This is a genomic window from Streptomyces sp. NPDC037126 (assembly GCF_055605965.1).
In genome coordinates this window covers 58,566-80,410 of the sequence record NZ_JBVJTD010000029.1, presented here as the reverse complement: position 1 = coordinate 80,410, position 21,845 = coordinate 58,566, and the positions used below count along the sequence as shown (strand labels likewise).

Sequence of the window (21,845 nt, the reverse complement as noted above, 5' to 3'; positions counted from 1 at the left end):
CGACGGCCACATCGTCGCCGTCCGCCAGGGCAACGCGCTCGCCACCTCGTTCCACCCGGAACTCACCGGCGACCACCGCGTGCACGCCCTGTTCGCCGAGATGGCCGCGGCCGCGGGTCATGGACCGCCCCGGGGCGGAGCGATGGGTCCGGTTTCCGGAGGTTTGGACGGTGCCGCAGCGGCAAACCGGATGTGGACCAGACACCACGAAGACGTTGGGATGTGAAACCCCATGGCTGGCAACCAGAAGGCGAAGGCCAAGGCGGAGCAGGCCAAGGGCAGGGCCAAGGAGGCCGCGGGCCGCACCGTCGGCAACGAGCGCATGGAGGCCGAGGGCCGTATGGAGCGCTCGCGCGGTGACGCCCGCCAGGCCAAGGAAAAGACCAAGGACGCCTTCAAGCACTGACCCCCCCCGCTCCACCGGCGATGACGCCGACTGGAGCGACCGATCGGAACGGGTCCCGGAGATCACCGGATTTCCGGGACCCGTTCCGCTGCCCGCACACGGCCGCCGGGACGCCGGCCGCACCGCGGCACCGGCACCGACCCATCTGGAATTCGTGTGCAACCGGAGGATTCCTCGCGGACGTCCCCTTGATCGACGGGCCAGGGGGTAGCCGAGCAGAGGAACGGCACGAGCCGCCGTCATCGCAGGAAGGAACCCCTGCCCCCACAGGAAAAGGGCGACGAGGTATGGACATCCCGCTCAGGACGCACGTGACGACTAAGGTCCGCCCTACGGCCCTGCGCTACAGCCGCACCTGGGACACCGGCGTATCCAGCATCGGCGACGCGCGAGACGCCGTCGCGACCCTGCTCGCCAGGGCGCGCCCGGCACCCCTGCGGCGCTCCGTACAGGACGCCCAGCTCGTCGTCAGCGAACTCGTGACCAACGCGGCCAAACACGCGCCGGGCCCCTGCGCCCTGCTCCTGGAACTGCTGCCCGGCGCCAGGGCGCTGCGCATCACCGTGACGGACACCTCGGCCGAGCCGCCGCGGCAGCCGCCGCCCGACCCCGCGCGGGTCGGCGGCCACGGGCTGCATCTGGTGTCGATGCTCGCCGGGAAGCTCGACGTGTCCTGGCCGGGGCACGGCAAGCGCGTCACCGCCATCGTGCCGCTGACCGCCGCCGCGGTCGGCTGAGCGGTCAGGAGACCCTTATGCCGACGATGCAGGTGTCGTCGTCGGTGTCCGACCTGCTGTAGGTGAGCAGCCGGTCCAGCTGCTTGTCCAGGGTCCGGGGGGCCGAGCGGGCCGTGTCCACGAGATGGGACAGGGACTCCTCCACCGAACGGTCCCGCCGCTCGATCAGGCCGTCGGTGTACATCAGCAGGGTGTCCTCCGGCGCCAGCTGCACCTCGCCCTCCTCGTACCGGGCCTCGGGCAGCGCGCCCAGCAGCAGGCCCTTGAGCCTGGGCAGCGCGGTGGCCTCCCCCGCCCGCACCAGGACCGGCGGCAGATGCCCCGCCCGCGCCCAGCGCAGGGTGCGCCGCTCCCCGTCGTACAGGCCGCACACGGCGGTCGCGGTGACGGCGCCCGTCAGATGGTGGGCCACGATGTTCAGCCACGACAGCAACTGGGCCGGACCGGCGCCGGTCACCGCCAGGCCGCGCAGCGCGTTGCGCAGCACGACCATGCTGGTCGCGGCCTCGATCCCGTGTCCCGCCACGTCGCCGACGCACAGCAGCACGAGACCGGAGGGCAGTACGACGGCGTCGTACCAGTCGCCGCCGACCAGCTGCTCGGTCTCGGCGGGCCGGTAGCGCACCGCCACCTGGAGGTCCGGCACCTGCAGGGGCGCCTGGGTGGGCGGCATGATGGCGTGCTGGAGCTGCAGGGCGAGACGGTTGCGTTCGTCGGCCTGCTGCTCGGTGTGGGCCAGCTGGTCACGGGTGGCGGCGAGGGCGACCTCGGTCCAGTGCTGGGCGGAGATGTCCTGGTAGGCGCCGCGCACCACGAGCAGCTGGCCGTCGGTGTCGAGGACCGGTTCGGCGACCACGCGCATGTGCCGGGTCACGCCGTCCGGGCGCTGCAGCCGGAAGGCGGCGGACGCGGGCCTGCGGTTGTGCATCAGGGTGCGCAGGAAACGGCCGATGGAGACGGCGTCGTCGGGGTGGGCGTGGGCGGGCAGCTCCTCCAGGGGAACAGGCAAGGTGGTGGACGGGCGGCCGTACAGGCCGAACAGCTGGCCGTTCCAGGTGATCTCGCCGGTGAGCACGTTCTCCTCGAAGCCGCCGATCCGGCCGAGCCGCTGGGCGTGCTGGAGCAGGCTGGCCAGGCGGGCGGTCTCGTCCTCGATGCGCCAGATCAGCAGCACCGCGCAGCCGTGCCGGCTGATGCTGATGTCGGCGACCGTGGACAGCGGCACCTGGTCGACCAGGGAGGGCAGCCGCATCCGGCGGGCGCGGAAGGGCTCGCCGGTCGCGTAGACCCGCTCCACGCGCTGGAACAGCTCGCTGTCGCCGGCCGCCATCGGGTACGCCTCCAGCAGCAGCGCGCCGTTGACGACCGCGCGCGACCGGCCCGCGGGGTCCAGGAACCGGCCGTTGACGTGCTGGATGCGGAAGTCGACGAGCTGCCCGGCGTCGTCGAGGTGCGGGACCAGCACCAGGGCCGGGTCGTGCAGCCCGTCCGACAGGTCCATCAGCTCCACCACGTCCGGCAGCGGCCGAGGCCCCTGCCCGCTGTCGGACGGTAGCGCGAAGGTCTCCAGGGTGTGCGCGCACAGCTCGGCGAGCGCCTCGATCTGCCGCACCACCGGGCGGGGCAGCGGCTCCTCGGGCTTGGCCCAGGCGATCTCCAGGACGCCCTGGATACGGCCGCCCGCACCGGCGGGTACGGCGATCCGCGCGCCCTCGGCGTACTCCCGGCGCCCGATCGTCGGCAGTCCGGACCCGGCGAGCGAGGGCAGCCACTGGCCGTCGGGGCCGGCCAGACCGCGCCGGGCCACCGTGGCCACGTCGGGCGGGACGTAGCGCCAGCGGGCCGCCTCGCCCTGCGGGAAACCGGCGCTGCCCGCCAGGGTCAGCGAGCCGTCCGGACCGGCGGCCCAGATCGCCACGGCGACCGCGCCCAGCGGCCGCAGGGCGTGGCCGAGCAGCGAGTCGGCCATCGCCTGGGTGTCCTGTGCGGCGAGGACGCCGCTCTCGGCGGCGCGCAGCCGCACGGCGGCGGACTCCGCGGCGGGCCCGGCCGTGTCCGCGGCGACGGTCAGGAACGCCTCGGTCACCTCCGAGACACGGTCCCGGGCCGCCTGGTTGATCACGTCGACCGCGAGCTCCAGCGGGGTGACCTGCGCCTGGTCGGTCAGCTCGGTGAGCTGGCGGGCGGCCTGCGCGGGGCCGCAGCCGAGGCGTTCGACCAGGATGCCCTTCGCCAGCTCGATCAGCGCCCGGCCCTCGGCCTCCGCCTGCGCCGCCCGCACCTCGCGGCGCAGGCGCTCCACGGTGGCCGCGAGCCGGCCCACCGGCGAGTCGCCCCGGACGTCGGCCGACACCGCCTCGGCGGACGGCAGTTGCACGGGCACGTCGGCCGGCAAAGCCGCAGGCAGTGCTTCGTCGGTGCTCACCGGGTGGTCGCTCCTAGGCCGGCGGACGGGCGGGCGGGTCGTGACGTCCTCATGCGGGGAGCCAGCGCCGGACGCAGGCGATGAGGTCATGGGTGTCCACCGGTTTCGTGACGTAGTCGCTGGCGCCGGAGGCGAGGCTCTTCTCCCGGTCGCCCTGCATCGCCTTCGCGGTCACCGCGATGACCGGCAGGTCGGCGTACTGCGGCATTCTGCGGATCTCCGCCGTGGCCGTGTACCCGTCCATCTCGGGCATCATCACGTCCATCAGCACGAGTTCGACGTCCGCGTTCTTCACCAGCGTCTCGATGCCCTTGCGGCCGTTCTCCGCGTGCAGCACGCGGAAGCCGTGCAGTTCGAGGATGCCGCTGAGCGCGAAGAGGTTGCGGGCGTCGTCGTCGACGACGAGGACGGTACGGTCACGGGTGCGTTCGTCGATCAGATGCGGCGCCGTGAGCTGCGGTTCGTCGCCGCGGACCAGGGTGAGCACCTCGCCGGGCTCCTCGGCGGACAGGTGCAGGGCGATCCGTTCGCGCAGGTCGTCCAGGCTGAACAGGTACTCCAGTGAGCCGCCCGGCTCCTCCCCGAGGTGGTCGGTGCGGTGCGAGCCGTGCACCAGCACCGGGACACTGGCGAGGGCCGAGTCGCCGCGCAGAGCGTGCAGGAAACGGGCCGACTCCCCGTCCGGGGCGCCCAGTTCGACCACGACGCAGTGGCAGGGCTCGGCGGCCAGTGCGCCGGCCGCCTCCTGTGCGCCGACCGCGGTGATGATGTCGACGGGCGTACCGGTGCCGTCGGGTCGGCCCTGCCCGAGATCCCCGACCACGCTCTCGGCGACGAGGGTGAGCAGGCCGCGCGGTCGCTCCTCCACTACCAGCAGGCGGCGCGGGCGCTGCCGTTGCCCGAGGGCGAGCGCCACACCGGACCTGGTGTCGACGCTTTCCAGCTGGGCCGGCTCGTCCCGCGGGGGCAGCGGGTGCCCGCCGCGCAGATGGGTCTCGAAGTCCGGGCGGGCCACCGGCAGGAACAGGGTGAAGGTGCTGCCCTTGCCGGGGGTGCTGTCCACGCTGACGGCGCCGCCGAGCAGATGGGCGATCTCCCGGGTGATGGACAGCCCGAGACCGGTGCCGCCGTACTTGCGGCTGGTGGTGCCGTCCGCCTGCTGGAACGCGCCGAAGATGGTCTCCAGTTGCTGTTCCGGGATGCCGATGCCGGTGTCCATCACCCGGAAGGCGACGACCGCGCCGCCGCGCACCACGCCCGCGGGCACCTCGTCGTCGGCGGCGGGCTCCACGCGCAGTTCGACACCGCCCTGTTCGGTGAACTTCACCGCGTTGGACAGCAGGTTGCGCAGGATCTGCCGCAGCCGGGAGTCGTCGGTGAGCAGGTCCGCGGGGGCGCCGGGGGCCGTGGTGACGGTGAAGTCCAGGCTCTTCTGCGAGGTCATCGGCCGGAAGGTGGCCTCGACGTACTCGATGAGCTGCCGCAGCGGGACGCGCTCCGGTGTGACGTCCATCTTGCCGGCCTCGACCTTGGACAGGTCCAGGATGTCGTTGATCAGCTGGAGCAGGTCGGAGCCGGCCGAGTGGATGATGCCGGCGTACTCGACCTGCTTCGGGGTGAGGTTGCGGGAGGGGTTCTGGGCCAGCAGCTGGGCGAGGATCAGCAGGCTGTTGAGCGGGGTGCGCAGCTCGTGGCTCATGTTGGCGAGGAACTCGGACTTGTACTTCGAGGCGAGCGACAACTGCTGGGCGCGCGCCTCCAGTTCCTGCCTGGCCTGCTCGATCTGCAGGTTCTTCGCCTCGATGTCGCGGTTCTGCTCGGCGAGCAGCGAGGCCTTCTCCTCCAGTTCGGCGTTGGAGCTCTGCAGCTCCTCCTGCCGTGCCTGCAACTCGGCCGAGCGCGACCGCAGCGCGCTGGTCAGGCGCTGCGACTCCTCGAGCAGTTCGTCGGTGCGGGCGTTGGCCACGATGGTGTTGACGTTCGTGCCGATGGTGTCCACCAGCTGTTGCAGGAAGTCCCGGTGGATCGGGGCGAACCGGGTGACCGAGGCCAGCTCGATCACGCCGAGGACCTGCTCCTCGAAGAGGATGGGCAGCAGCAACAGGGCGGTGGGCTCGATGTGTCCGAGCCCGGAGGAGATGGTGACGTACCCGGGCGGCAGCTCGTCCACGGCGATGGTGCGGCGGCTGCGCGCGGCCTGGCCGACCAGGGAGCGGCCGAAGGGGATGCGGACGGGCCGGCTGTCCTCCTCGGGCCGGCCGTAGGCGCCGACGAGCCGGAGTTCGGGTCCGGACTCGCCGTCCTCGGCGAGGTAGAAGGCGCCGTACTGCGCGGACACCTGCGGCACCAGCTCGTCCATGATCAGCTCGGCGACGACGGGCAGGTCGCGGTGGCCCTGCATCAGGCCGGAGATGCGGGCCAGGTTGGTCTTGAGCCAGTCCTGTTCCTGGTTGGCCCGGGTGGTCTCGCGCAGCGACTCCACCATGGAGTTGATGTTGTCCTTGAGGTCGGCCACCTCGCCGGAGGCGTCGACCGTGATGGACCGCGTCAGGTCGCCCTCGGCGACCGCGCTGGCCACGTCGGCGATGGCGCGCACCTGCCGGGTCAGGTTCCCGGCGAGTTCGTTGACGTTCTCGGTGAGCCGCTTCCAGGTGCCGGAGACGCCCTCGACCTCGGCCTGGCCGCCGAGCCGGCCCTCGGTGCCCACCTCGCGGGCCACGCGGGTGACCTCGTCGGCGAACGCCGACAGCTGGTCCACCATCGTGTTGATGGTCGTCTTCAGTTCGAGGATCTCGCCGCGCGCGTCCACGTCGATCTTCTTCGACAGGTCGCCCTTGGCGACGGCGGTGGTCACCAGCGCGATGTTGCGGACCTGGCCGGTGAGGTTGTTGGCCATGGAGTTGACGTTGTCGGTGAGGTCCTTCCAGGTGCCGGCCACGTTGGGCACGTGCGCCTGGCCGCCGAGCCGGCCCTCGGTGCCGACCTCGCGGGCCACCCGGGTCACCTCGTCCGCGAACGCGGACAGGGTGTCGACCATGGTGTTGATGACGTCCGCGAGGGCGGCGACCTCGCCCTTGGCCTCGACGGTGATCTTCTGGGAGAGGTCGCCCTTGGCGACGGCAGTGGCGACCTGGGCGATGGAGCGGACCTGGCCGGTGAGGTTGGAGGCCATCACGTTGACGTTGTCGGTGAGGTCCTTCCAGGTGCCGGCGACCCCGCGCACCTGCGCCTGGCCGCCGAGCCGCCCGTCGGTGCCGACCTCCCGGGCCACCCGGGTCACCTCGTCCGCGAACGCGGACAGCTGGTCCACCATCGTGTTGATGGTGTTCTTCAGCTCCAGGATCTCGCCGCGCGCGTCCACGGTGATCTTCTGCGACAGGTCGCCCTGCGCCACCGCGGTGGCCACCTGGGCGACGTTGCGCACCTGGGCGGTCAGGTTCCCCGCCATGAAGTTCACGGAGTCCGTCAGGTCACGCCAGGTGCCCTTGACGCCCTTGACGTCCGCCTGACCGCCGAGCCTGCCCTCGGTGCCCACCTCGCGGGCCACCCGGGTCACCTCGTCCGCGAACGCCGACAGCTGATCGACCATCGTGTTGATGGTGCTCTTCAGCTCCAGGATCTCGCCGCGCGCGTCCACGGTGATCTTCTGCGACAGGTCGCCCTGCGCCACCGCCGTCGTCACCTGGGCGACGTTGCGCACCTGGGCGGTCAGGTTCCCCGCCATGAAGTTCACGGAGTCCGTCAGATCGCGCCAGACACCGGCGACGCCGGGGACCTGGGCCTGTCCGCCGAGGCGTCCCTCGGTGCCCACCTCGCGGGCCACGCGGGTCACCTCGTCCGCGAACGCCGACAGCTGGTCCACCATCGTGTTGACGGTCTCCTTCAGCTGAAGGATCTCGCCCCGCGCGTCGACGTCGATCTTCTGGGACAGGTCTCCCTTGGCCACCGCGGTGGCGACCTGGGCGATGTCCCGGACCTGTGTGGTGAGGTTGCCCGCCATCGCGTTGACGGAGTCGGTGAGATCGGCCCACGTGCCGGAGACCCCCGGCACCTGTGCCTGTCCGCCGAGCGTGCCCTCGGTGCCCACCTCGCGGGCCACCCGGGTCACCTCGGAGGTGAACACCGACAACTGGTCCACCATGCCGTTGAACACGGTGGCGATGTCGCCCAGAAGTCCTGGCGAGTCGGCGGGCAGCCGGGTGCCGAAGTCTCCGTCCCGCACCGCGGTGAGTCCCGCGAGCAGTCGTCTCAGTTCCTCGTCACCCGGGACCGCGTCGATCGTCCCGGTCGCCTTGCCGGCCATGCGCACCCTCGTTCCGCTCCCCAAGAGCCCTCGTGCGAAGGGCTCGGAACCATTGCCGGGCACGCGGCCTGACCCGGCGACTGGTGTGTGCATTTCCGCAGTTCACGGATTTGCGTCAATGAGAGAAATACGCCGCAGGCTAACCCACCCGCACGGCCCGGGACAAAGCAATCGGCCATCTTCGGTGATCATGGGGCTCTCCGGAGGCGGGCAGGTATGGGATCGCAGGAGCCGGGTACTCAAGTGGGTTTGCCCGGGGGCCCGGCTCCGCCGCCGCTCCGGCCGGCGCGAGCGGACGGAGCCGCGCCGCCCGGCTCCGTTTCGAGCGCGCGGAGCGGGGGCACCCGTGCCACCCTCGAAAGGGAGCACCGAGAGTGAGCGACGCGGCACCGGGCGGAGGGCGAGCGCGCAGTGACGGTCCGCGAGGAACGCCGGTCGTCCCGCCGCGCGCGACGCGGCGGGCGCGGTCTCGTCGTGGAGACGGCGGTTCCCGCGCGGCGTGCGCCCCGGCCACCGTTCGTCCCGCTGACTTGGGAGGCTTACCGGTTTCCTCGTACCACCCCCGCTCAGGCCGCGCCGGGCGAGGTAGGCGAGGGGCGAGGAGCCGTGAGCGAGGAGGCACGCCATGAGCGGCAGCGCTGAGGACCACCAGAACCTGCTGTACGGCCCGCTGCCGGACGTGGCGGGGGCGTCCGGCTACAGGGACGCCCCGCCGCGGATGGGCTTCTTCACCGACACCACCGTGTGCATCGGCTGCAAGGCGTGCGAGGTGGCGTGCAAGGAGTGGAACGCCGTGCCTGAGGACGGTCTCGAACTGACCGGCATGTCCTACGACAACACGCAGGGCCTCGGCGCCGACACCTGGCGCCACGTGGCCTTCATCGAGCAGCGCAAGCCGTTCGGCGGGCAGGAGCCCGGAGTCGTGCACGAGGACGTCGACATCTTCGCCGCCGCCGGGCAGCTGGGCACGGACGCCGCCTCCCCGGGACCCGGCGCCACCACTCCCCCGCCCGGCCTGGCTCCGGAGGGCGCCCCCGCCGGGCAGATCTCCCCGGTCTCCCCCGACGGCCGCACCGAGCTGCGCTGGCTGATGGCCTCGGACGTGTGCAAGCACTGCACCCACGCGGCCTGCCTGGACGTGTGCCCCACCGGGGCGCTGTTCCGCACGGAGTTCGGCACGGTCGTCGTCCAGGAGGACATCTGCAACGGCTGCGGCTACTGCGTGCCCGCCTGCCCGTACGGCGTCATCGACCAGCGCAAGGACGACGGCCGGGTGTGGAAGTGCACCCTGTGCTACGACCGGCTGGGCACCGGCATGGAGCCCGCCTGCGCCAAGGCCTGCCCGACGGACTCCATCCAGTTCGGCCCGCTGGACGAGCTGCGCGAGCGGGCCGGGAACCGGGTGACGCAGCTGCACGAGGCCGGCACGACCGACGCGCGCCTGTACGGCGAGAGCCCGGACGACGGGGTCGGCGGCGACGGCGCGTTCTTCCTGCTGCTGGACGAGCCGGAGGTCTACGGACTGCCCCCGGACCCGGTCGTCACCACCAGGGACCTGCCCGACATGTGGCGGCACGCGGCACTGGCCGCCGTCTCGCTGGCCGCGCTCGCCGTCGGCAGCTTCGTGAGGAGGCCGCGATGAGCGAATCCGACGTCACCCGGCCGGGGGTGCAGGGCGCGCGGCCCGAGCGCGAGGCGCTGACGGGGGCCCGGGCGGGGCGCCGCCGGCGCCGGCGCGGGCGAGGTGAGCAGCCCATGGTGCCGGACGCGACGTTCTCGTCGTACTACGGCAGGCCCGTGCTGAACAAGCCGACGTGGAAGGCACTGGACATCGCCGGGTATCTGTGGCTCGGCGGCATGGCCGGGGCGTCCTCGCTGCTGGCGGCCGGCGGACAGGCCACCGGGCGGCCGGGGCTCGCGGCGCCGGCGAAGGTGGGGGCGGCCGGGGCGATCTCGCTGTCGCTCGCCGCGCTCGTGCACGACCTGGGCCGGCCGGCCCGGTTCCTGAACATGCTCCGGGTCGTGAAGTACACCTCCCCCATGAGCGTGGGCTCCTGGGTGCTGGTGGGGTACGCGCCGCTGACCCTGGCCGCAGCGGCCACCGAGGTGGCGGGCCGCTACCGGATGCTGGGCTCGGCGGCCACGGCGGCGGCGGCCTGCCTCGGCCCGGCGGTGGCGACGTACACCGCGGTGCTCCTCTCGGACACGGCGGTGCCCTCCTGGCACGAGGGCTACCGGCAGCTGCCGTTCGTCTTCGCGGGCTCCGGGGCGGCCGCCGCGTCCGGTCTCGCGCTGCTCGCGGCTCCGGCCGCCGAGGCGGGTCCGGCCCGCAGGATGGCCGTGCTCGGGGCCGCCCTGGAGATGGGGGCCTTCCAGACCATGAAGAAGGGCATGGGCCTGGCCGCCGAGCCGTTCGAGCAGGGCAGGCCGCGTGCGCTGCTGCGTGCGGCCCAGGTGCTGACCGCCGGCGGAGCGGCCCTGGCGGTCCTCTCCGGACGGCTGCGCGACCGCCGCCTCGCCCTGGCCGCCGGAGCCGCGCTGGTCTCCGGGTCGGCGGCCCTGCGCTTCGGCATCTTCCACGCCGGTGTGGCCTCCGCCGAGGATCCCAAGTACACGGTCGTGCCGCAGCGCGAACGGCTGGCGGCGCGCGGCGGCTGAGCGGGGACGGCGTCAGCCGCCGAGGCGGGTCGCCAGGTCCGTCAGGGAAGGGGCGATCAGGTCGGCGGGGTGTGCGGTCGTGGGGTAGGGACGGGGTGTGCGCCGCAGCCAGGCGGTGGCCAGGCCCGCGCGGGCGGCGCCGTCGATGTCCCAGGGGTGCACGGAGACCAGGAGCGCCTCGTGCGCCGGGACGGACACGGCGTCCAGCGCGTGGGCGTAGGCCCCCGGCGCCGGCTTCCAGCGGCCGGGGGTCTCGACGTCCAGGTGGCGCTCGAAGCGGTCCGTGAGTCCGGCGCGGTCGAGCACCCCGCGGGTGGTGAGGGCGGAGCCGTTCGTCAGGGTCACCAGGCGGTACCCGGCCGCGCGCAGCGACCGCACGCCGTCCGGCACGTCCGGGTGCGGGGGCAGCCCGGCCAGCCCGGCCAGGACGTGGTCCGCGGCCTCGTCCGGATCGGTCGCGCTCTCCACCTCGGCCGCCAGGGCCCGCAGGCCGTCCCGGGCGACGGCCGCGAAGGACGCCTGGCCGCCGGCCAGGGTCAGGGCCACCCCGTCCCGCAGCACTCCGGCGAACCAGGCCGTGAGGAGGTGGCCGGGGAGGCCCACGTGTTCGAAGCGCTCGGCGAGCGGGCGCAGGTCGGTCAGGGTCTCGTTGACGTCGAACACCAGGACGCGGGGGCGGGGACGGGCGGGCAGGGGGACCACCTCCGTGCGCGGGCTTCGTGCCGCCCGGTTGACCCGGGGCCGCACGACCAGGGATGTGGTGCGGCATGCCGGCGACCGCAGGGGCAAAGTCCCCCCGAAGCGCCCGCCTCACACCTGGCGGCGCCGTTTGACCCGCGCCCGCCTGGGCACTCCGCGGCCCAGCACGCCGGAAGGTGCCGTGGCCGTGAGGCTGCGGGACAATCGGAGACGAGCGGGAGGAGCGGCTGTGGGCGTACGCACCTGGATCGACTCCTGGCCGGTCTACCGCCAGCTGACGGGCACGGACCCGCTGGGCCGGGGCGCGGCGGCCAAGAGCGGGCGCAGCGCACGGCTGCAGCCCCGGGTGGCCACGGCGGACCGGGTGGTGAGGTCCGTCTGCCCGTACTGCGCGGTGGGCTGCGGCCAGAACGTGTACGTGCAGGACGGGAAGGTCACCCAGATCGAGGGCGATCCGGACTCCCCCGTCTCCCGCGGCCGGCTGTGCCCCAAGGGCTCGGCGAGCCTGCAACTGACCACCGGGGACGCCCGCGAGCACCAGGTCCTCTACCGGCGCCCGCACGGCACCGAGTGGGAGCGGCTGGACCTCGACACGGCGATGGACATGATCGCCGACCGGGTGATCGAGGCGCGCCGGGCGGGCTGGCAGTGGGAGGTCGACGGGACCCGCACCCGGCGGACACTGGGGTTCGCGAGCCTCGGCGGGGCAACGCTGGACAACGAAGAGAACTACCTGATCAAGAAGCTCTTCACCGCGCTGGGAGCGATCCAGATCGAGAACCAGGCGCGTGTTTGACACTCCTCCACCGTTCCCAGTCTGGGAACCTCGTTCGGGCGCGGCGGCGCGACCACCTTCCAGCAGGACCTGCAGAACTCGGACTGCATCCTCATCGAGGGCTCGAACATGGCCGAGTGCCATCCGGTCGGGTTCCAGTGGGTGATGGAGGCCAAGGCGCGGGGCGCGAAGCTGATCCACGTCGATCCGCGGTTCACCCGCACCAGCGCGCTCGCCGACGTGCACGTGCCGCTGCGCGCGGGCACGGACATCGCGTTCCTCGGCGGGATCATCAACTACGTGCTGGAGCAGGAGAAGTACTTCCGCGAGTACATCGTGGCCTACAGCAACGCGCCGGTGATCGTGAGCGAGGACTTCCAGGGTCCCGAGGACCTGGCCGGCGTCTTCTCCGGCCTCGACACCGAAACCCGCTCGTACGACAACACCAGCTGGCAGTACGAGGGCACCGAGATGCAGGCGGCCTCCGGGCTGCGTGACCTGGAGTACGACAAGCGCACCGGCGGCGGTTCGGTGGCCGAGGCGGCCCGCGGCGAGGCGCACGGCGCCGGCGGCGCGGTGATCGGCGAAGGCGAGCCGGAGCGGGACGAGACGCTGACCCACCCGCGCTGTGTCTTCCAGGTGCTCAAGCGGCACTACGCCCGCTACACGCCGGAGATGGTCGAGCAGATCTGCGGGGTGCCGCAGGACCTGTTCCGTCAGGTGTGCGAACTGCTCACGGAGAACTCCGGACGCGAGCGGACCACGGCCTTCGCCTACGCGGTCGGCTGGACGCAGCACACGGTCGGTGTGCAGTACATCCGCGCGGCGGCCGTGCTGCAGACCCTGCTCGGCAACATCGGACGGCCGGGCGGCGGCATCCTCGCGCTGCGCGGCCACGCCTCCATCCAGGGCTCGACGGACATCCCGACCCTGTTCAACCTGCTGCCGGGCTACATCCCGATGCCGCACGCCCACAAGGACGAGGACCTGGACACCTTCCTCCAGGCCGAGGCCGCCCACAAGGGCTACTGGGGCAACATGCGCTCGTACCTGATCAGCCTGCTCAAGGCGTACTGGGGCGACGCGGCGACCGAGGAGAACGACTACTGCTTCGACTACCTGCCGCGGCTGACCGGCTCCCACTCGGCGTACGAGACGACGATGGCCCAGCTGGACGGCGTCTGCAAGGGCTACTTCCTGGTGGGCGAGAACCCCGCGGTGGGCAACGCCAACTCCAAGCTGATGCGGCTCGGCATGGCGAACCTGGACTGGCTGGTGGTCCGTGACTTCTCGCTGATCGAGTCGGCCACGTGGTGGAAGAACGGCCCGGAGATCGAGACGGGTGAGCTGCGCACGGAGGACATCGGCACCGAGGTGTTCTTCCTGCCGGCCGCCGCGCACACCGAGAAGGACGGCAGCTTCACCAACACCCAGCGGATGCTGCAGTGGCACCACCAGGCGGTGGAGCCGGACCGCGAGGTGCGCAGCGACCTGTGGTTCTTCTACCACCTGGGGCGGCTGATCCGGGAGAAGCTCGCCGGGTCCACCGACGAGATGGACCGGCCGCTGCTCGATCTGACCTGGGACTACCCGACCAAGGGCCGGCTGGACGAACCGGACGCGGAGGCGGTGCTCGCCGAGATCAACGGCCACGACGCCGAGGGCAGGCCGCTGTCCTCCTACGAGCAGCTGAAGCCCGACGGCTCGACGGTCTGCGGCTGCTGGATCTACTGCGGGGTCTACGCCGACGGGGTCAACCAGGCCGCCCGCCGCAAGCCCGGCCAGGAGCAGGACTGGGTGGCGGCCGAGTGGGCGTGGGCCTGGCCCGCCAACCGCCGGATCCTGTACAACCGGGCCTCCGCCGACCCCGAGGGCAGGCCGTGGAGCGAGCGCAAGGCCCTGGTGTGGTGGGACCCGGACAAGGGTGAGTGGTCCGGGCACGACGTCCCCGACTTCAAGAAGGACAAGTCCCCCGACAGCGAGCCGCCCGAGGGCGCGACCGGCCCCGAGGCGCTGTCCGGCAAGGACCCGTTCATCATGCAGGCCGACGGGAAGGCCTGGCTGTACGTGCCGTCCGGGCTCACCGACGGCCCCCTGCCGGTGCACTACGAGCCGCAGGACTCGCCCTTCCCGAACCTGCTGTACGAGCAGCAGCGCAACCCGGTGCGGCAGGTGATGCCCTCGGGTCCGGACAACCGCTACCAGCCGAGCGGCGACGAGCCCGGCACGGAGGTGTTCCCGTACGTGGCCACCACCTACCGGCTCACCGAGCACCACACGGCGGGCGGCATGTCGCGCTGGCAGCCCTACCTGGCGGAACTGCAGCCGGAGTTCTTCTGCGAGGTGTCGCCGGAGCTGGCCGCCGAGCGGGGCCTCGCGCACACCGGCTGGGCGACGATCGTCAGCGCGCGGGCGGTGATCGAGGCGCGGGTGCTGGTGACCGACCGGATGGCCCCGCTGACCGTGCAGGGACGCAGGCTGCACCAGGTGGGGCTGCCCTACCACTGGGGCCCCAACGGCTACAGCACCGGTGACGCGGCCAACGAGCTGCTCCACCTGTCCCTGGACCCGAACACGCACATCCAGGAGGCGAAGGCGTTCGCCGTCGACATCCGTCCGGGCCGCAGGCCGCGGGGCCCCGCGTCCGTGGAGCTGGTGCGGGCCTACCGCGCCCGGGCGGGCATCGACGAGCACACCGGCACGGATCCCTGATCCCTCCAGACGGGCCCCGGGGTTCCCTCTTCGCACAGGAACCCCGGGGTCTGCTACGCGAGCACGATGGAGTCGGCGCCCTGCGGCACCAGCTCCCCGACCACCGGCGCCCCCGGCACCTCACCGGCGACGAGCAGGCCGCCGGAGGTCTGCGCGTCGGCCAGCAGCAGCCGGGTGTCGGCGTCCGTGCCGCCGAAGTCGGTGTGCGGTGCGACCCATTCGAGGTTGCGCCGGGTGCCGCCGCTGACGAACCCGTCGCGGACGGCCTCCCGGGCGCCGTCCAGGTACGGGACGGCCGCGGTGTCGATCACGGCGGTGACCCCGGAGGCCTTCGCCAGCTTGTGGAGGTGGCCGAGGAAGCCGAACCCGGTGACATCGGTGGCACAGGTGGCGCCGGCGGCCAGCGCGGCCCGCGAGGCGTCCCGGTTGAGGGCGGTCATCGTGGCGACGGCCTGCTCGAACCGTTCCCCGGTCACCTTGTGACGGTTGTTCAGCACACCGAGGCCGAGCGGTTTGGTCAGGCACAGGGGCAGGCCGGGCCGGCCGGTGTCGTTGCGCAGCAGCCGTGCCGGATCGGCGACGCCGGTGACGGCCATGCCGTACTTCGGTTCCGGGTCGTCCACGCTGTGGCCCCCGCCCACGTGGCAGCCGGCCTCGGTGGCGACGTCCAGGCCGCCGCGCAGCACCTCGCGGGCCAGGTCGAAGGGGAGCCGGTCGCGCGGCCAGGCCAGGAGGTTGATGGCGAGCACGGGCCGCCCGCCCATCGCGTACACGTCGGACAGGGCGTTGGCTGCGGCGATGCGTCCCCAGTCGTAGGGGTCGTCCACGACCGGGGTGAAGAAGTCGGCGGTGCACACCATGGCCGTGGCCGGCTGCCCGGGCAGGGTGACGACGGCCGCGTCGTCCCCGGTGGCGAGGCCGACCAGGAGCGGGGTGTCACCCCCGGCGAGCTGGGGGATCGTCAGCCCGCTGACCACCTCCTCCAGCTCCCCCGGCGGGATCTTGCAGGCGCAGCCGCCGCCGTGGGCGAACTGCGTGAGGCGGACGGCCGCTTGGCGGGTCGGTGTCATCGTGGTCTCCCGGGGCACTAGCCTGACGAGCGGTGGAGGCGTGTGGGTGCCTGGTGGCCCTCCCGGTCTTCAAAACCGAGGTGCCCGAGGATCTCGGGCAGGCGGGTTCGATTCCCGTCCGCCTCCGCTCCCCGGCTCGGGCCTGCAGCGTCGGCGCTGGTCGTCGACGCGTTCCGTACGGCCCTGTGCGTCCAGGAACTCCAGCAGCGGTACGGCCACCCGGCGGGTGGTGTCCAGCGCGCGCCGCGCCTCGCTGAGCGTGAACGGCTGGGGCAGCGCGCGCAGGACGTCGGCGGCCCCGGCGTCCGCGCCGGGCAGCAGCACGACGCCGTCGGCGATGCGCAGCAGCGCGCCGGCCGCCACGGCGGCGGCCAGCGTCCTGCGGTCGAGCCCCAGTTCGCCCAGCCGGCCGGCCTCCGGTGCGCGGAACGGCGCACGGGCCAGGTCCCGGCGTACGGCCTCCACGGCCGCGCGGACGGGCGGGGGCAGGTCGGGCCCTGCCTGTGCGGACGCGTACAACCGGCCCTGGTGACGGCGGAGTTGGGGCGCGGCTTCGGCCAGGGCGTCGACCAGGGCGCGGTCGGGCAGGCCGAGCAGCCGACGGGCGGCCTCGGCGGGCAGGCCAGGCTCCAGGGGGTGCGCTCGGGCGTGCCGTTCGACCTCGGCGACCAGCCGGTCCCCGAGGGTCTTCCAGTGCGCCCGGTCGGCGAGCCAGTCACCGGTGACGGGTTCGGCGGGGGCCGGGACGCCCATCGCCCTCAGCTCGGCGCGCCGGATCAGTTTGCGGCGGCGCAGTTCGCCCGACCCGTCGGGGCGGCCGGTCAGGTCCCGGAGTTCGGCCGCGCGGGCCCGGCCGGCACCGCGGCGGTCCAGCCGGGGCGGCCGTACGTCGAGGACGGTGACTCCGCAGGGCGGCCGGCCGCCGCCGGGCTCGCGCAGCACCGCTCGGTCGCCGACCCGCAGCGGCAGCGCCCTGCCGAGGGTGAGGCGGGCGGTGTCCTCGCCGAGCGGCCGGACGGTGACCGGCACGGCGGCCGTGCCGATGTGCAGCGTGGCGTGGCGGGGCAGCTCGGCCACCGGCTCGCCGGTGACCCGGACGTCGGTCACCTCGGTGTCCAGCCAGCGGTCCGGTTCCAGCAGCACCTGTCCGCGCCGCAGGGTGCCGTCGCCCTGGCCGTGCACGTTGACCGCCACGCGGGCCACCCCGCTGACCGCCGTACGCTCCTCGTGCAGACACTGCAGCGCGCGCACCCGCAGCACCGCTGAGCCGTCCCCGGTGACGAGCCGGTCGCCGACGTGCAGGGTGCCGGCGCCGAGCGTACCGGTGACCACGGTGCCGTGGCCGCGGACGGTGAACGCCCGGTCGAGCCACAGCCGCACATCCGCGGCGGGATCGGGCTCGGGCAACTCCGCTGCCAGCCTGGCCAGTTCCATGCGCAGGTCGTCCAGTCCCGCGCCGGTGACCGCGCTCACGGCGACCGAGGCCACCTTGCCGAGGGAGGTCGCGGCCAGGCGCTCGACGGCGTCCGCGCGCACGGGTTCGGGGTCCGCGAGGTCGCTGCGGGTCACCGCGAGAACGGCGTGCCGGACACCGAGCGCGTCGATGACCGCCAGGTGCTCCTGCGACTGGGGCTGCCAGCCCTGGTCGGCGGCGACCACGAAGAGCACCGCGGGCACGGGTCCCACGCCGGCCAGCATGGTCGGCACGAACCGCTCGTGGCCGGGCACGTCGACGAAGGCGAGGTGGTCCCCGTCCGGCCCGAGCCGCGTCCACACGAAGCCCAGGTCGAGGGTGAGGCCCCGGCGGCGCTCCTCCGCGTAGCGGTCGGGCTCCATGCCGGTGAGGGCCCGTACCAGGGCGGACTTTCCGTGGTCGACATGGCCGGCGGTGGCTAGGACCCGCATCACGGCCGCCCTTCCGGCGGGGTCGGCAGGGACGGACCTGCCCGCGTGCCCGTCTCGCCCGGCGTCGGCCCCGTCCGGTCGGCTTGCGGGTCCGTGTCGGGCGTCGGCACCGGTGCGGCGCGCACGCTCGTCTCGCCCTGCCGTGGTGCTGCCCGTACGGCTCCGGCGAGTCGTTCGTCGTCCTCCGGCGGTACCGCGCGCAGGTCCAGCAGGCAGCGCCCGGCCTCCAGGCGGCCGACGACCGGGACCGGGCCGGTACGCAGGGCGGCGGCGTAGGGCTCGGGCAGCGAGAGCGCCGCGCTCGGCAGGGTGACCCCCGGCGCGCCTCCGCCGCCGACGGTGGCGGTGCTCTCCACGGCCCGTACGTCGGTGCCGTCGGCGCCCAGCTCGGCGGCGAGCCGCCGGGCGCGGGCCATGAGGGCGGCGGGGTCGCAGGTCAGGGCCAGGGCGGTCGGGGTGGGCGGCCCGGTGAGGGTGGCCTCCAGTGCGGCCAGCGTCAGTTTGTCGACACGCAGGGCGCGGGCCAGCGGGTGCCGGGCGAGGGTGCGGACCAGGTCCTGGTCCCCGAGGAGCAGTCCGCACTGGGGTCCGCCGAGGAGTTTGTCGCCGCTGGCGGTGACCAGGGCGGCGCCCGCGCGCAGCGGGGTGTCGGCGTCGGGCTCGTCGGGCAGCGCCGGATGCGGGGCGAGCAGCCCGGAGCCGATGTCCACGACGACGGGGACGCCGAGGCCGGTGAGCTCGGCGACCTCGGCGGAACGGGTGAAACCGGTGATGCGGAAGTTGGACGGGTGCACCTTCAGCACGAATCCGGTGTCCGGGCCGATGGCAGCGGCGTAGTCGGAGGCGGTCGTGCGGTTGGTGGTGCCGACCTCGCGGAGCCGGGCTCCGGTCGACACCAGCAGGTCGGGCAGGCGGAAGCCGTCGCCGATCTCCACCATCTCGCCCCGGCTGACGACGATCTCCCTGCCGGCCGCCAGCGCCGTGGCGGCCAGGACCAGCGCGGCGGCCCCGTTGTTCACGACGTGGGCGGCGCCGGCGGAGGGCACCCTCGCGCGCAGCGCGGCGAGCGCGGAGCGTCCGCGGCGGGCCCGTACGCCGGTCACCAGGTCGAGTTCCACGTCCGTGGGTCCCGCCGCCTCCTGGACGGCCTGCCTCGCGGCGGCCGACAGCGGGGCCCGGCCGAGGTTGGTGTGCAGCAGCACCCCGGTGGCGTTCAGCACCGGGCGCAACCCGCTCGCGGTGTCGGCCAGCAGTCCCAGGGCCGCCTCCGGCACCCGCTCGGGCGCGACCCTCCCCGTCCGGGCGCCTTCCTGTGCCCGCCGTACGGCCCCCTTGACCACGCCGAGGCCCAGCCGCTCCACGGCCGCGGCGAGCCGGGGGTCGCGCAGGAGCACGTCGGTGCGCGGGATCCGGCGCCGGGCGTCGGGGGCGCCGGGCGGGGACACGGGGGCGTTGGGGGGCCGTACGGCGTCGTCCTGCACGCCTCCAGCCTCGTCCGGCACGGGCCCGCCGTCATCCGCGGCACCCACGGCGCCGCCGCGCCGTCCCTGGGCGCGGCAGTCCGCTTCGGCCGCCGCCGTCGCCGAGCGTCCCTGGGCCCGGGGGTCCGCTCCGGCCGCCGCCGTCGCCGGGCCCGTCTCCGTGTGCCGCGCCCCTGCCGTTCGCGGTGCCACCCGCTGCTCCATGCCGCCGCCGTCCCTCCGGTCGGGCGCCTGCTCGTCGCGGGCCTCGCCCATCGTCTCCCAGTGCCCCGGGCCGCCCGTTCGACACGCCGGACCGACGGTGTGAGGGCCGCGGCACGGGTACCCGGCGCCGCATGACTGACCGCAACGACCGCAACCGACAGGACGAGGACGCGACGGCGGCCGAGCGCGCGGCGCAACGGCAGCGCGAGACGGAGCGCGAGCGGGCCGCCGCCGAGCCGTTCGACCACCCGTACCCCGAGCGCCGGGCCGGTGTGAGGGCCAGGCGGCTCATCGGCGGGGCACAGGCCGCCGCGGACATGCCGCCGGGCATCCCCGGGGGCTACGGCACGACGAGCGGCGGCGGGCCGGGGGCCACGGATGCCACCCACCCACCGACTCCGACGCCACGGGACCTCGCGGAGCGCAGGCGCGCCGCGCGGCAGGGCCAGGACGAGGAGCAGCCCGGCCCCGGGACCGCCGGATAGGACGACCGCCCAGGACCGCCCCGCTCCCTTTCGCCACCGGCCCGCTGCCACCCGTGCTCCGCGTCGGCCGCCGCGGTCACGCATCCCGCGTCACCGGCTGGGCCGGGATCTGCCGTCGGTGTCGTCGGTGCCCGGCTGGGGGCGGGGCGGGGGCACGTCGCCCGCGGTGAGGTGTTCCAGGACCTCCACGAGCTCCTGGCAGGCCTGCTCCACCGAGCGCCGGGTGTTGCGCTGCTCGACGATCAGCGCGGACAGCAGCAGCGCGGTCAGTGCCATCGCGCCGTTGAACGCCTGGAGCTTGGCCATGACCTCGATCTGGTTCAGTCGCGCGAACCCCCCTACGCGGTCGGTCGCGGCGACGGTGGCCAGCACGGACGTCAGCAGCGCGCACAGGACGCTGCCCACGAGCTGGAAGCGCAGGGCAGCCCAGATGATGAGCGGGTAGACGAGGAACAGCAGGCTGATCGAGCTGTAGGTGGCCAGCGGGACGACGCAGCAGGCGATGACGGCGAGCGCGGTCGCCTCCTTCCAGCGTCCCAGGGCGGGCGGCCAGCGGGCCCCGCGCATCAGCAGGAGCAGGGGGGCGACGAGCAGGACCCCCATCGCGTCGCCGACCCACCAGGCCAGCCAGACGGGCCAGAAGCCCTCGGTGGCCAGTTTGTCCGTGAGTACGAGCATGCCGACGCCGACGGTCGCGCTGACGAGCATGGCGCACATGGCGCCCAGGAACACCAGGGCGAGACCGTCCCGGAACCGGCTGAGGTCCATGCGGAAGCGTGCCCGGCGCAGCAGCAGCGCCGCGCACACGGGTGCGATGGTGTTGCCGAAGAGGATGCCGACGAGGTCGGGCCCCGGAGCGGCCAGGGAGAGGATGACCAGGAGGGCGCCGAGCGTGATGCCGGGCCAGCAGCCGAGGCCGAGGATCAGCAGGGCCGCGACGGCGACGCCGGTCGGCGGCCAGATGGGGGTGACGACGGCGCTCTCCACGGACAGCTCGCGCAGCAGGCCGAGGCGGGCGGCGCCGTAGTAGACGGCAGCGACTGCCAGCACCTGGACGGCGTAGCCGCCCGGCCGGTGCAGTCGCTCGATACCCACCACAGCAGCCATCTCACACCGCTGGGCGCCGGTCTGCGAGGCGAGGGACGCCTCACCGCCGCGCCCGGGGCCCGTCTATGCCCACGACGAGGACGGCGGCGTCGTCCTCGTGCCCGATACCCTCGGCCCCCTTGATGACGGCCGCGGCCAGCGCGTGGCTCTCCAGACCGGCGACGGCGGCGATGCCCGCGAGGCGCACCACCTGTTCGAGCCCGTCCTCGATGTGCAGCGACGGGCCCTCCACCACGCCGTCGGTGACCAGCACGAACATTCCGCCCGTGGTGAGGCGGTGCCGGGCCACGGGGTACGTGAAGCACCGGTCGATGCCGAGCGGTGGGCCGCCCTCGTCGTCGGCGACCCCGGCCCTGCCGTCCGCCGTGGCCCACACGAAGGGGATGTGGCCGGCCCGGGCGCTCTCCATGACCCCCGTGACGGGGTCGAGCCGCATGAACGTGCAGGTGGCGAACAGGTCGCTGCCGAGGGAGAGCAGCAGGTCGTTGGTGCGGGCGAGGAGTTCGCCCGGCTCGCTGCTGACGGTGGCGAGGGCACGCAGCCCGGCACGCACCTGGCCCATGAAGGCGGCGGCCTCGATGTTGTGGCCCTGGACGTCCCCGATGGAGAGCCCGATCCCGCCGTCGGGCAGGGTGAAGGCGTCGTACCAGTCGCCGCCCACGTTCAGGCCGTGGCAGGCGGGCGCGTAGCGAACCGCCAGGTGCAGCCCCGGGGCGGCGGGCAGGTCCCGGGGCAGCATGCCGCGCTGCAGGGCGATGGCCAGCTCGACCTGGGTGCGCTGCAGCTCCGCGCGCTCGCGTGCCTGGGCGGTGAGCGAACCGAGTCTGACCAGCAGTTCGTCGCCGTCGTCGGTGGAGCTCTTGCGGGGCATCGACTCA

14 protein-coding genes, 1 tRNA gene and 3 pseudogenes are annotated in these 21,845 nt (G+C 73.6%); 9 read left to right on the top strand and 9 right to left on the bottom strand.

Annotated features, from left to right (window positions below; genetic code table 11):
• The 3 genes and pseudogenes from ACZ7FF_RS38905 to ACZ7FF_RS38895 form a co-directional block, all read left to right on the top strand.
• Window positions 1–118 (top strand): annotated as a pseudogene (locus ACZ7FF_RS38905) (pyridoxal 5'-phosphate synthase glutaminase subunit PdxT); the annotation flags it as partial.
• 114 nt (window positions 119–232) lie between these two features.
• Entirely contained in the window at window positions 233–406 is a 174-nt protein-coding gene (locus tag ACZ7FF_RS38900; protein ID WP_470818681.1) for a CsbD family protein, read from the top strand.
• Between the two features lie 311 nt (window positions 407–717).
• A complete protein-coding gene (locus ACZ7FF_RS38895) occupies window positions 718–1,143 on the top strand; it encodes an ATP-binding protein (RefSeq protein ID WP_470818680.1) in 426 nt (141 codons plus the stop codon).
• Between the two features lie 4 nt (window positions 1,144–1,147).
• On the opposite strand, the gene ACZ7FF_RS38890 is transcribed toward ACZ7FF_RS38895, so the two are convergent.
• Together ACZ7FF_RS38890 and ACZ7FF_RS38885 are read right to left on the bottom strand one after the other, a co-directional pair.
• Window positions 1,148–3,658: a SpoIIE family protein phosphatase gene (locus tag ACZ7FF_RS38890; protein WP_470818678.1), complete on the bottom strand. Its 2,511-nt coding sequence runs from the start codon at window positions 3,656–3,658 to the stop codon at window positions 1,148–1,150.
• Entirely contained in the window at window positions 3,618–7,871 is a 4,254-nt protein-coding gene (locus ACZ7FF_RS38885; RefSeq protein ID WP_470818677.1) for a HAMP domain-containing protein, read from the bottom strand. The genes ACZ7FF_RS38890 and ACZ7FF_RS38885 overlap by 41 nt, the downstream gene beginning before the upstream one ends.
• Window positions 7,872–8,496: 625 nt before the next feature.
• Here ACZ7FF_RS38885 and ACZ7FF_RS38880 point away from each other — a divergent pair.
• Both ACZ7FF_RS38880 and nrfD read left to right on the top strand, forming a co-directional pair.
• Window positions 8,497–9,513 carry a 4Fe-4S dicluster domain-containing protein gene (locus ACZ7FF_RS38880; RefSeq protein ID WP_470818676.1) on the top strand — a complete coding sequence of 339 codons (1,017 nt, stop codon included), beginning with the start codon at window positions 8,497–8,499 and terminating at the stop codon, window positions 9,511–9,513.
• The gene (gene nrfD / locus ACZ7FF_RS38875) at window positions 9,510–10,529 is read left to right on the top strand and encodes an NrfD/PsrC family molybdoenzyme membrane anchor subunit (protein WP_470818674.1); all 1,020 of its coding nucleotides are present in this window, start codon (window positions 9,510–9,512) and stop codon (window positions 10,527–10,529) included. The genes ACZ7FF_RS38880 and nrfD overlap by 4 nt, the downstream gene beginning before the upstream one ends.
• A 12-nt stretch (window positions 10,530–10,541) precedes the next feature.
• On the opposite strand, the gene ACZ7FF_RS38870 is transcribed toward nrfD, so the two are convergent.
• Window positions 10,542–11,231 (bottom strand): haloacid dehalogenase type II, encoded by a 690-nt coding sequence (locus ACZ7FF_RS38870; protein WP_470818673.1) that lies wholly within the window; start codon window positions 11,229–11,231, stop codon window positions 10,542–10,544.
• Between the two features lie 226 nt (window positions 11,232–11,457).
• Here ACZ7FF_RS38870 and fdh point away from each other — a divergent pair, with 226 nt between their 5' ends.
• Window positions 11,458–14,715: a formate dehydrogenase gene (fdh, locus tag ACZ7FF_RS38865; RefSeq protein WP_470818671.1), complete on the top strand. Its 3,258-nt coding sequence runs from the start codon at window positions 11,458–11,460 to the stop codon at window positions 14,713–14,715.
• Window positions 14,716–14,768: 53 nt separating this feature from the next.
• On the opposite strand, the gene selD is transcribed toward fdh, so the two are convergent.
• On the bottom strand, window positions 14,769–15,785 hold the full coding sequence (gene selD / locus ACZ7FF_RS38860; RefSeq protein WP_470818669.1) for a selenide, water dikinase SelD: 1,017 nt from the start codon (window positions 15,783–15,785) through the stop codon (window positions 14,769–14,771).
• Window positions 15,786–15,819: 34 nt separating this feature from the next.
• Here selD and ACZ7FF_RS38855 point away from each other — a divergent pair.
• Window positions 15,820–15,912: transfer RNA gene (locus ACZ7FF_RS38855), tRNA-Sec, on the top strand.
• A gap of 35 nt (window positions 15,913–15,947) precedes the next feature.
• Here the strand turns inward: ACZ7FF_RS38855 and ACZ7FF_RS38850 are convergent.
• Window positions 15,948–16,109 (bottom strand): annotated as a pseudogene (locus ACZ7FF_RS38850) (SelB domain-containing protein); the annotation flags it as partial.
• 204 nt (window positions 16,110–16,313) lie between these two features.
• On the opposite strand from ACZ7FF_RS38850, the gene ACZ7FF_RS38845 reads away from it, so the two are divergent.
• The gene (locus tag ACZ7FF_RS38845) at window positions 16,314–17,051 is read left to right on the top strand and encodes a hypothetical protein (protein ID WP_470818667.1); all 738 of its coding nucleotides are present in this window, start codon (window positions 16,314–16,316) and stop codon (window positions 17,049–17,051) included.
• A 216-nt stretch (window positions 17,052–17,267) separates the two neighbouring features.
• On the opposite strand, the pseudogene ACZ7FF_RS38840 reads toward ACZ7FF_RS38845, so the two are convergent.
• Both ACZ7FF_RS38840 and selA read right to left on the bottom strand, forming a co-directional pair.
• Window positions 17,268–17,690: pseudogene (locus tag ACZ7FF_RS38840) on the bottom strand (GTP-binding protein); the annotation flags it as partial.
• Window positions 17,690–19,426: an L-seryl-tRNA(Sec) selenium transferase gene (gene selA / locus ACZ7FF_RS38835; protein WP_470818665.1), complete on the bottom strand. Its 1,737-nt coding sequence runs from the start codon at window positions 19,424–19,426 to the stop codon at window positions 17,690–17,692. The pseudogene ACZ7FF_RS38840 and the gene selA, both read right to left, overlap by 1 nt.
• 80 nt (window positions 19,427–19,506) lie before the next feature.
• Between selA and ACZ7FF_RS38830 the strand changes: the two genes are divergently transcribed.
• Window positions 19,507–19,860, top strand: coding sequence for a hypothetical protein (locus ACZ7FF_RS38830; protein ID WP_470818663.1), 354 nt, complete (start codon window positions 19,507–19,509; stop codon window positions 19,858–19,860).
• Between the two features lie 90 nt (window positions 19,861–19,950).
• Here the strand turns inward: ACZ7FF_RS38830 and ACZ7FF_RS38825 are convergent, their stop codons facing one another.
• Both ACZ7FF_RS38825 and ACZ7FF_RS38820 read right to left on the bottom strand, forming a co-directional pair.
• Window positions 19,951–20,967, bottom strand: a complete 1,017-nt coding sequence (locus tag ACZ7FF_RS38825; protein WP_470818661.1) for an MASE1 domain-containing protein — start codon at window positions 20,965–20,967, stop codon at window positions 19,951–19,953.
• Between the two features lie 40 nt (window positions 20,968–21,007).
• The gene (locus ACZ7FF_RS38820; protein ID WP_470818659.1) at window positions 21,008–21,838 is read right to left on the bottom strand and encodes a PP2C family protein-serine/threonine phosphatase; all 831 of its coding nucleotides are present in this window, start codon (window positions 21,836–21,838) and stop codon (window positions 21,008–21,010) included.
• Window positions 21,839–21,845 lie beyond the last annotated feature (7 nt).

Excerpts from the sequence above, each read along its gene's own strand:
- ACZ7FF_RS38900 (WP_470818681.1), top strand. The coding sequence starts at position 233 with ATGGCTGGCAACCAGAAGGCGAAGGCCAAGGCGGAGCAGGCCAAGGGC.
- ACZ7FF_RS38890 (WP_470818678.1), bottom strand. The coding sequence starts at position 3,658 with ATGACCTCATCGCCTGCGTCCGGCGCTGGCTCCCCGCATGAGGACGTC.
- ACZ7FF_RS38885 (WP_470818677.1), bottom strand. The coding sequence starts at position 7,871 with ATGGCCGGCAAGGCGACCGGGACGATCGACGCGGTCCCGGGTGACGAG.
- ACZ7FF_RS38880 (WP_470818676.1), top strand. The coding sequence starts at position 8,497 with ATGAGCGGCAGCGCTGAGGACCACCAGAACCTGCTGTACGGCCCGCTG.
- nrfD (WP_470818674.1), top strand. The coding sequence starts at position 9,510 with ATGAGCGAATCCGACGTCACCCGGCCGGGGGTGCAGGGCGCGCGGCCC.
- selD (WP_470818669.1), bottom strand. The coding sequence starts at position 15,785 with ATGACACCGACCCGCCAAGCGGCCGTCCGCCTCACGCAGTTCGCCCAC.
- selA (WP_470818665.1), bottom strand. The coding sequence starts at position 19,426 with ATGGGCGAGGCCCGCGACGAGCAGGCGCCCGACCGGAGGGACGGCGGC.
- ACZ7FF_RS38830 (WP_470818663.1), top strand. The coding sequence starts at position 19,507 with ATGACTGACCGCAACGACCGCAACCGACAGGACGAGGACGCGACGGCG.
- ACZ7FF_RS38825 (WP_470818661.1), bottom strand. The coding sequence starts at position 20,967 with ATGGCTGCTGTGGTGGGTATCGAGCGACTGCACCGGCCGGGCGGCTAC.
- ACZ7FF_RS38820 (WP_470818659.1), bottom strand. The coding sequence starts at position 21,838 with ATGCCCCGCAAGAGCTCCACCGACGACGGCGACGAACTGCTGGTCAGA.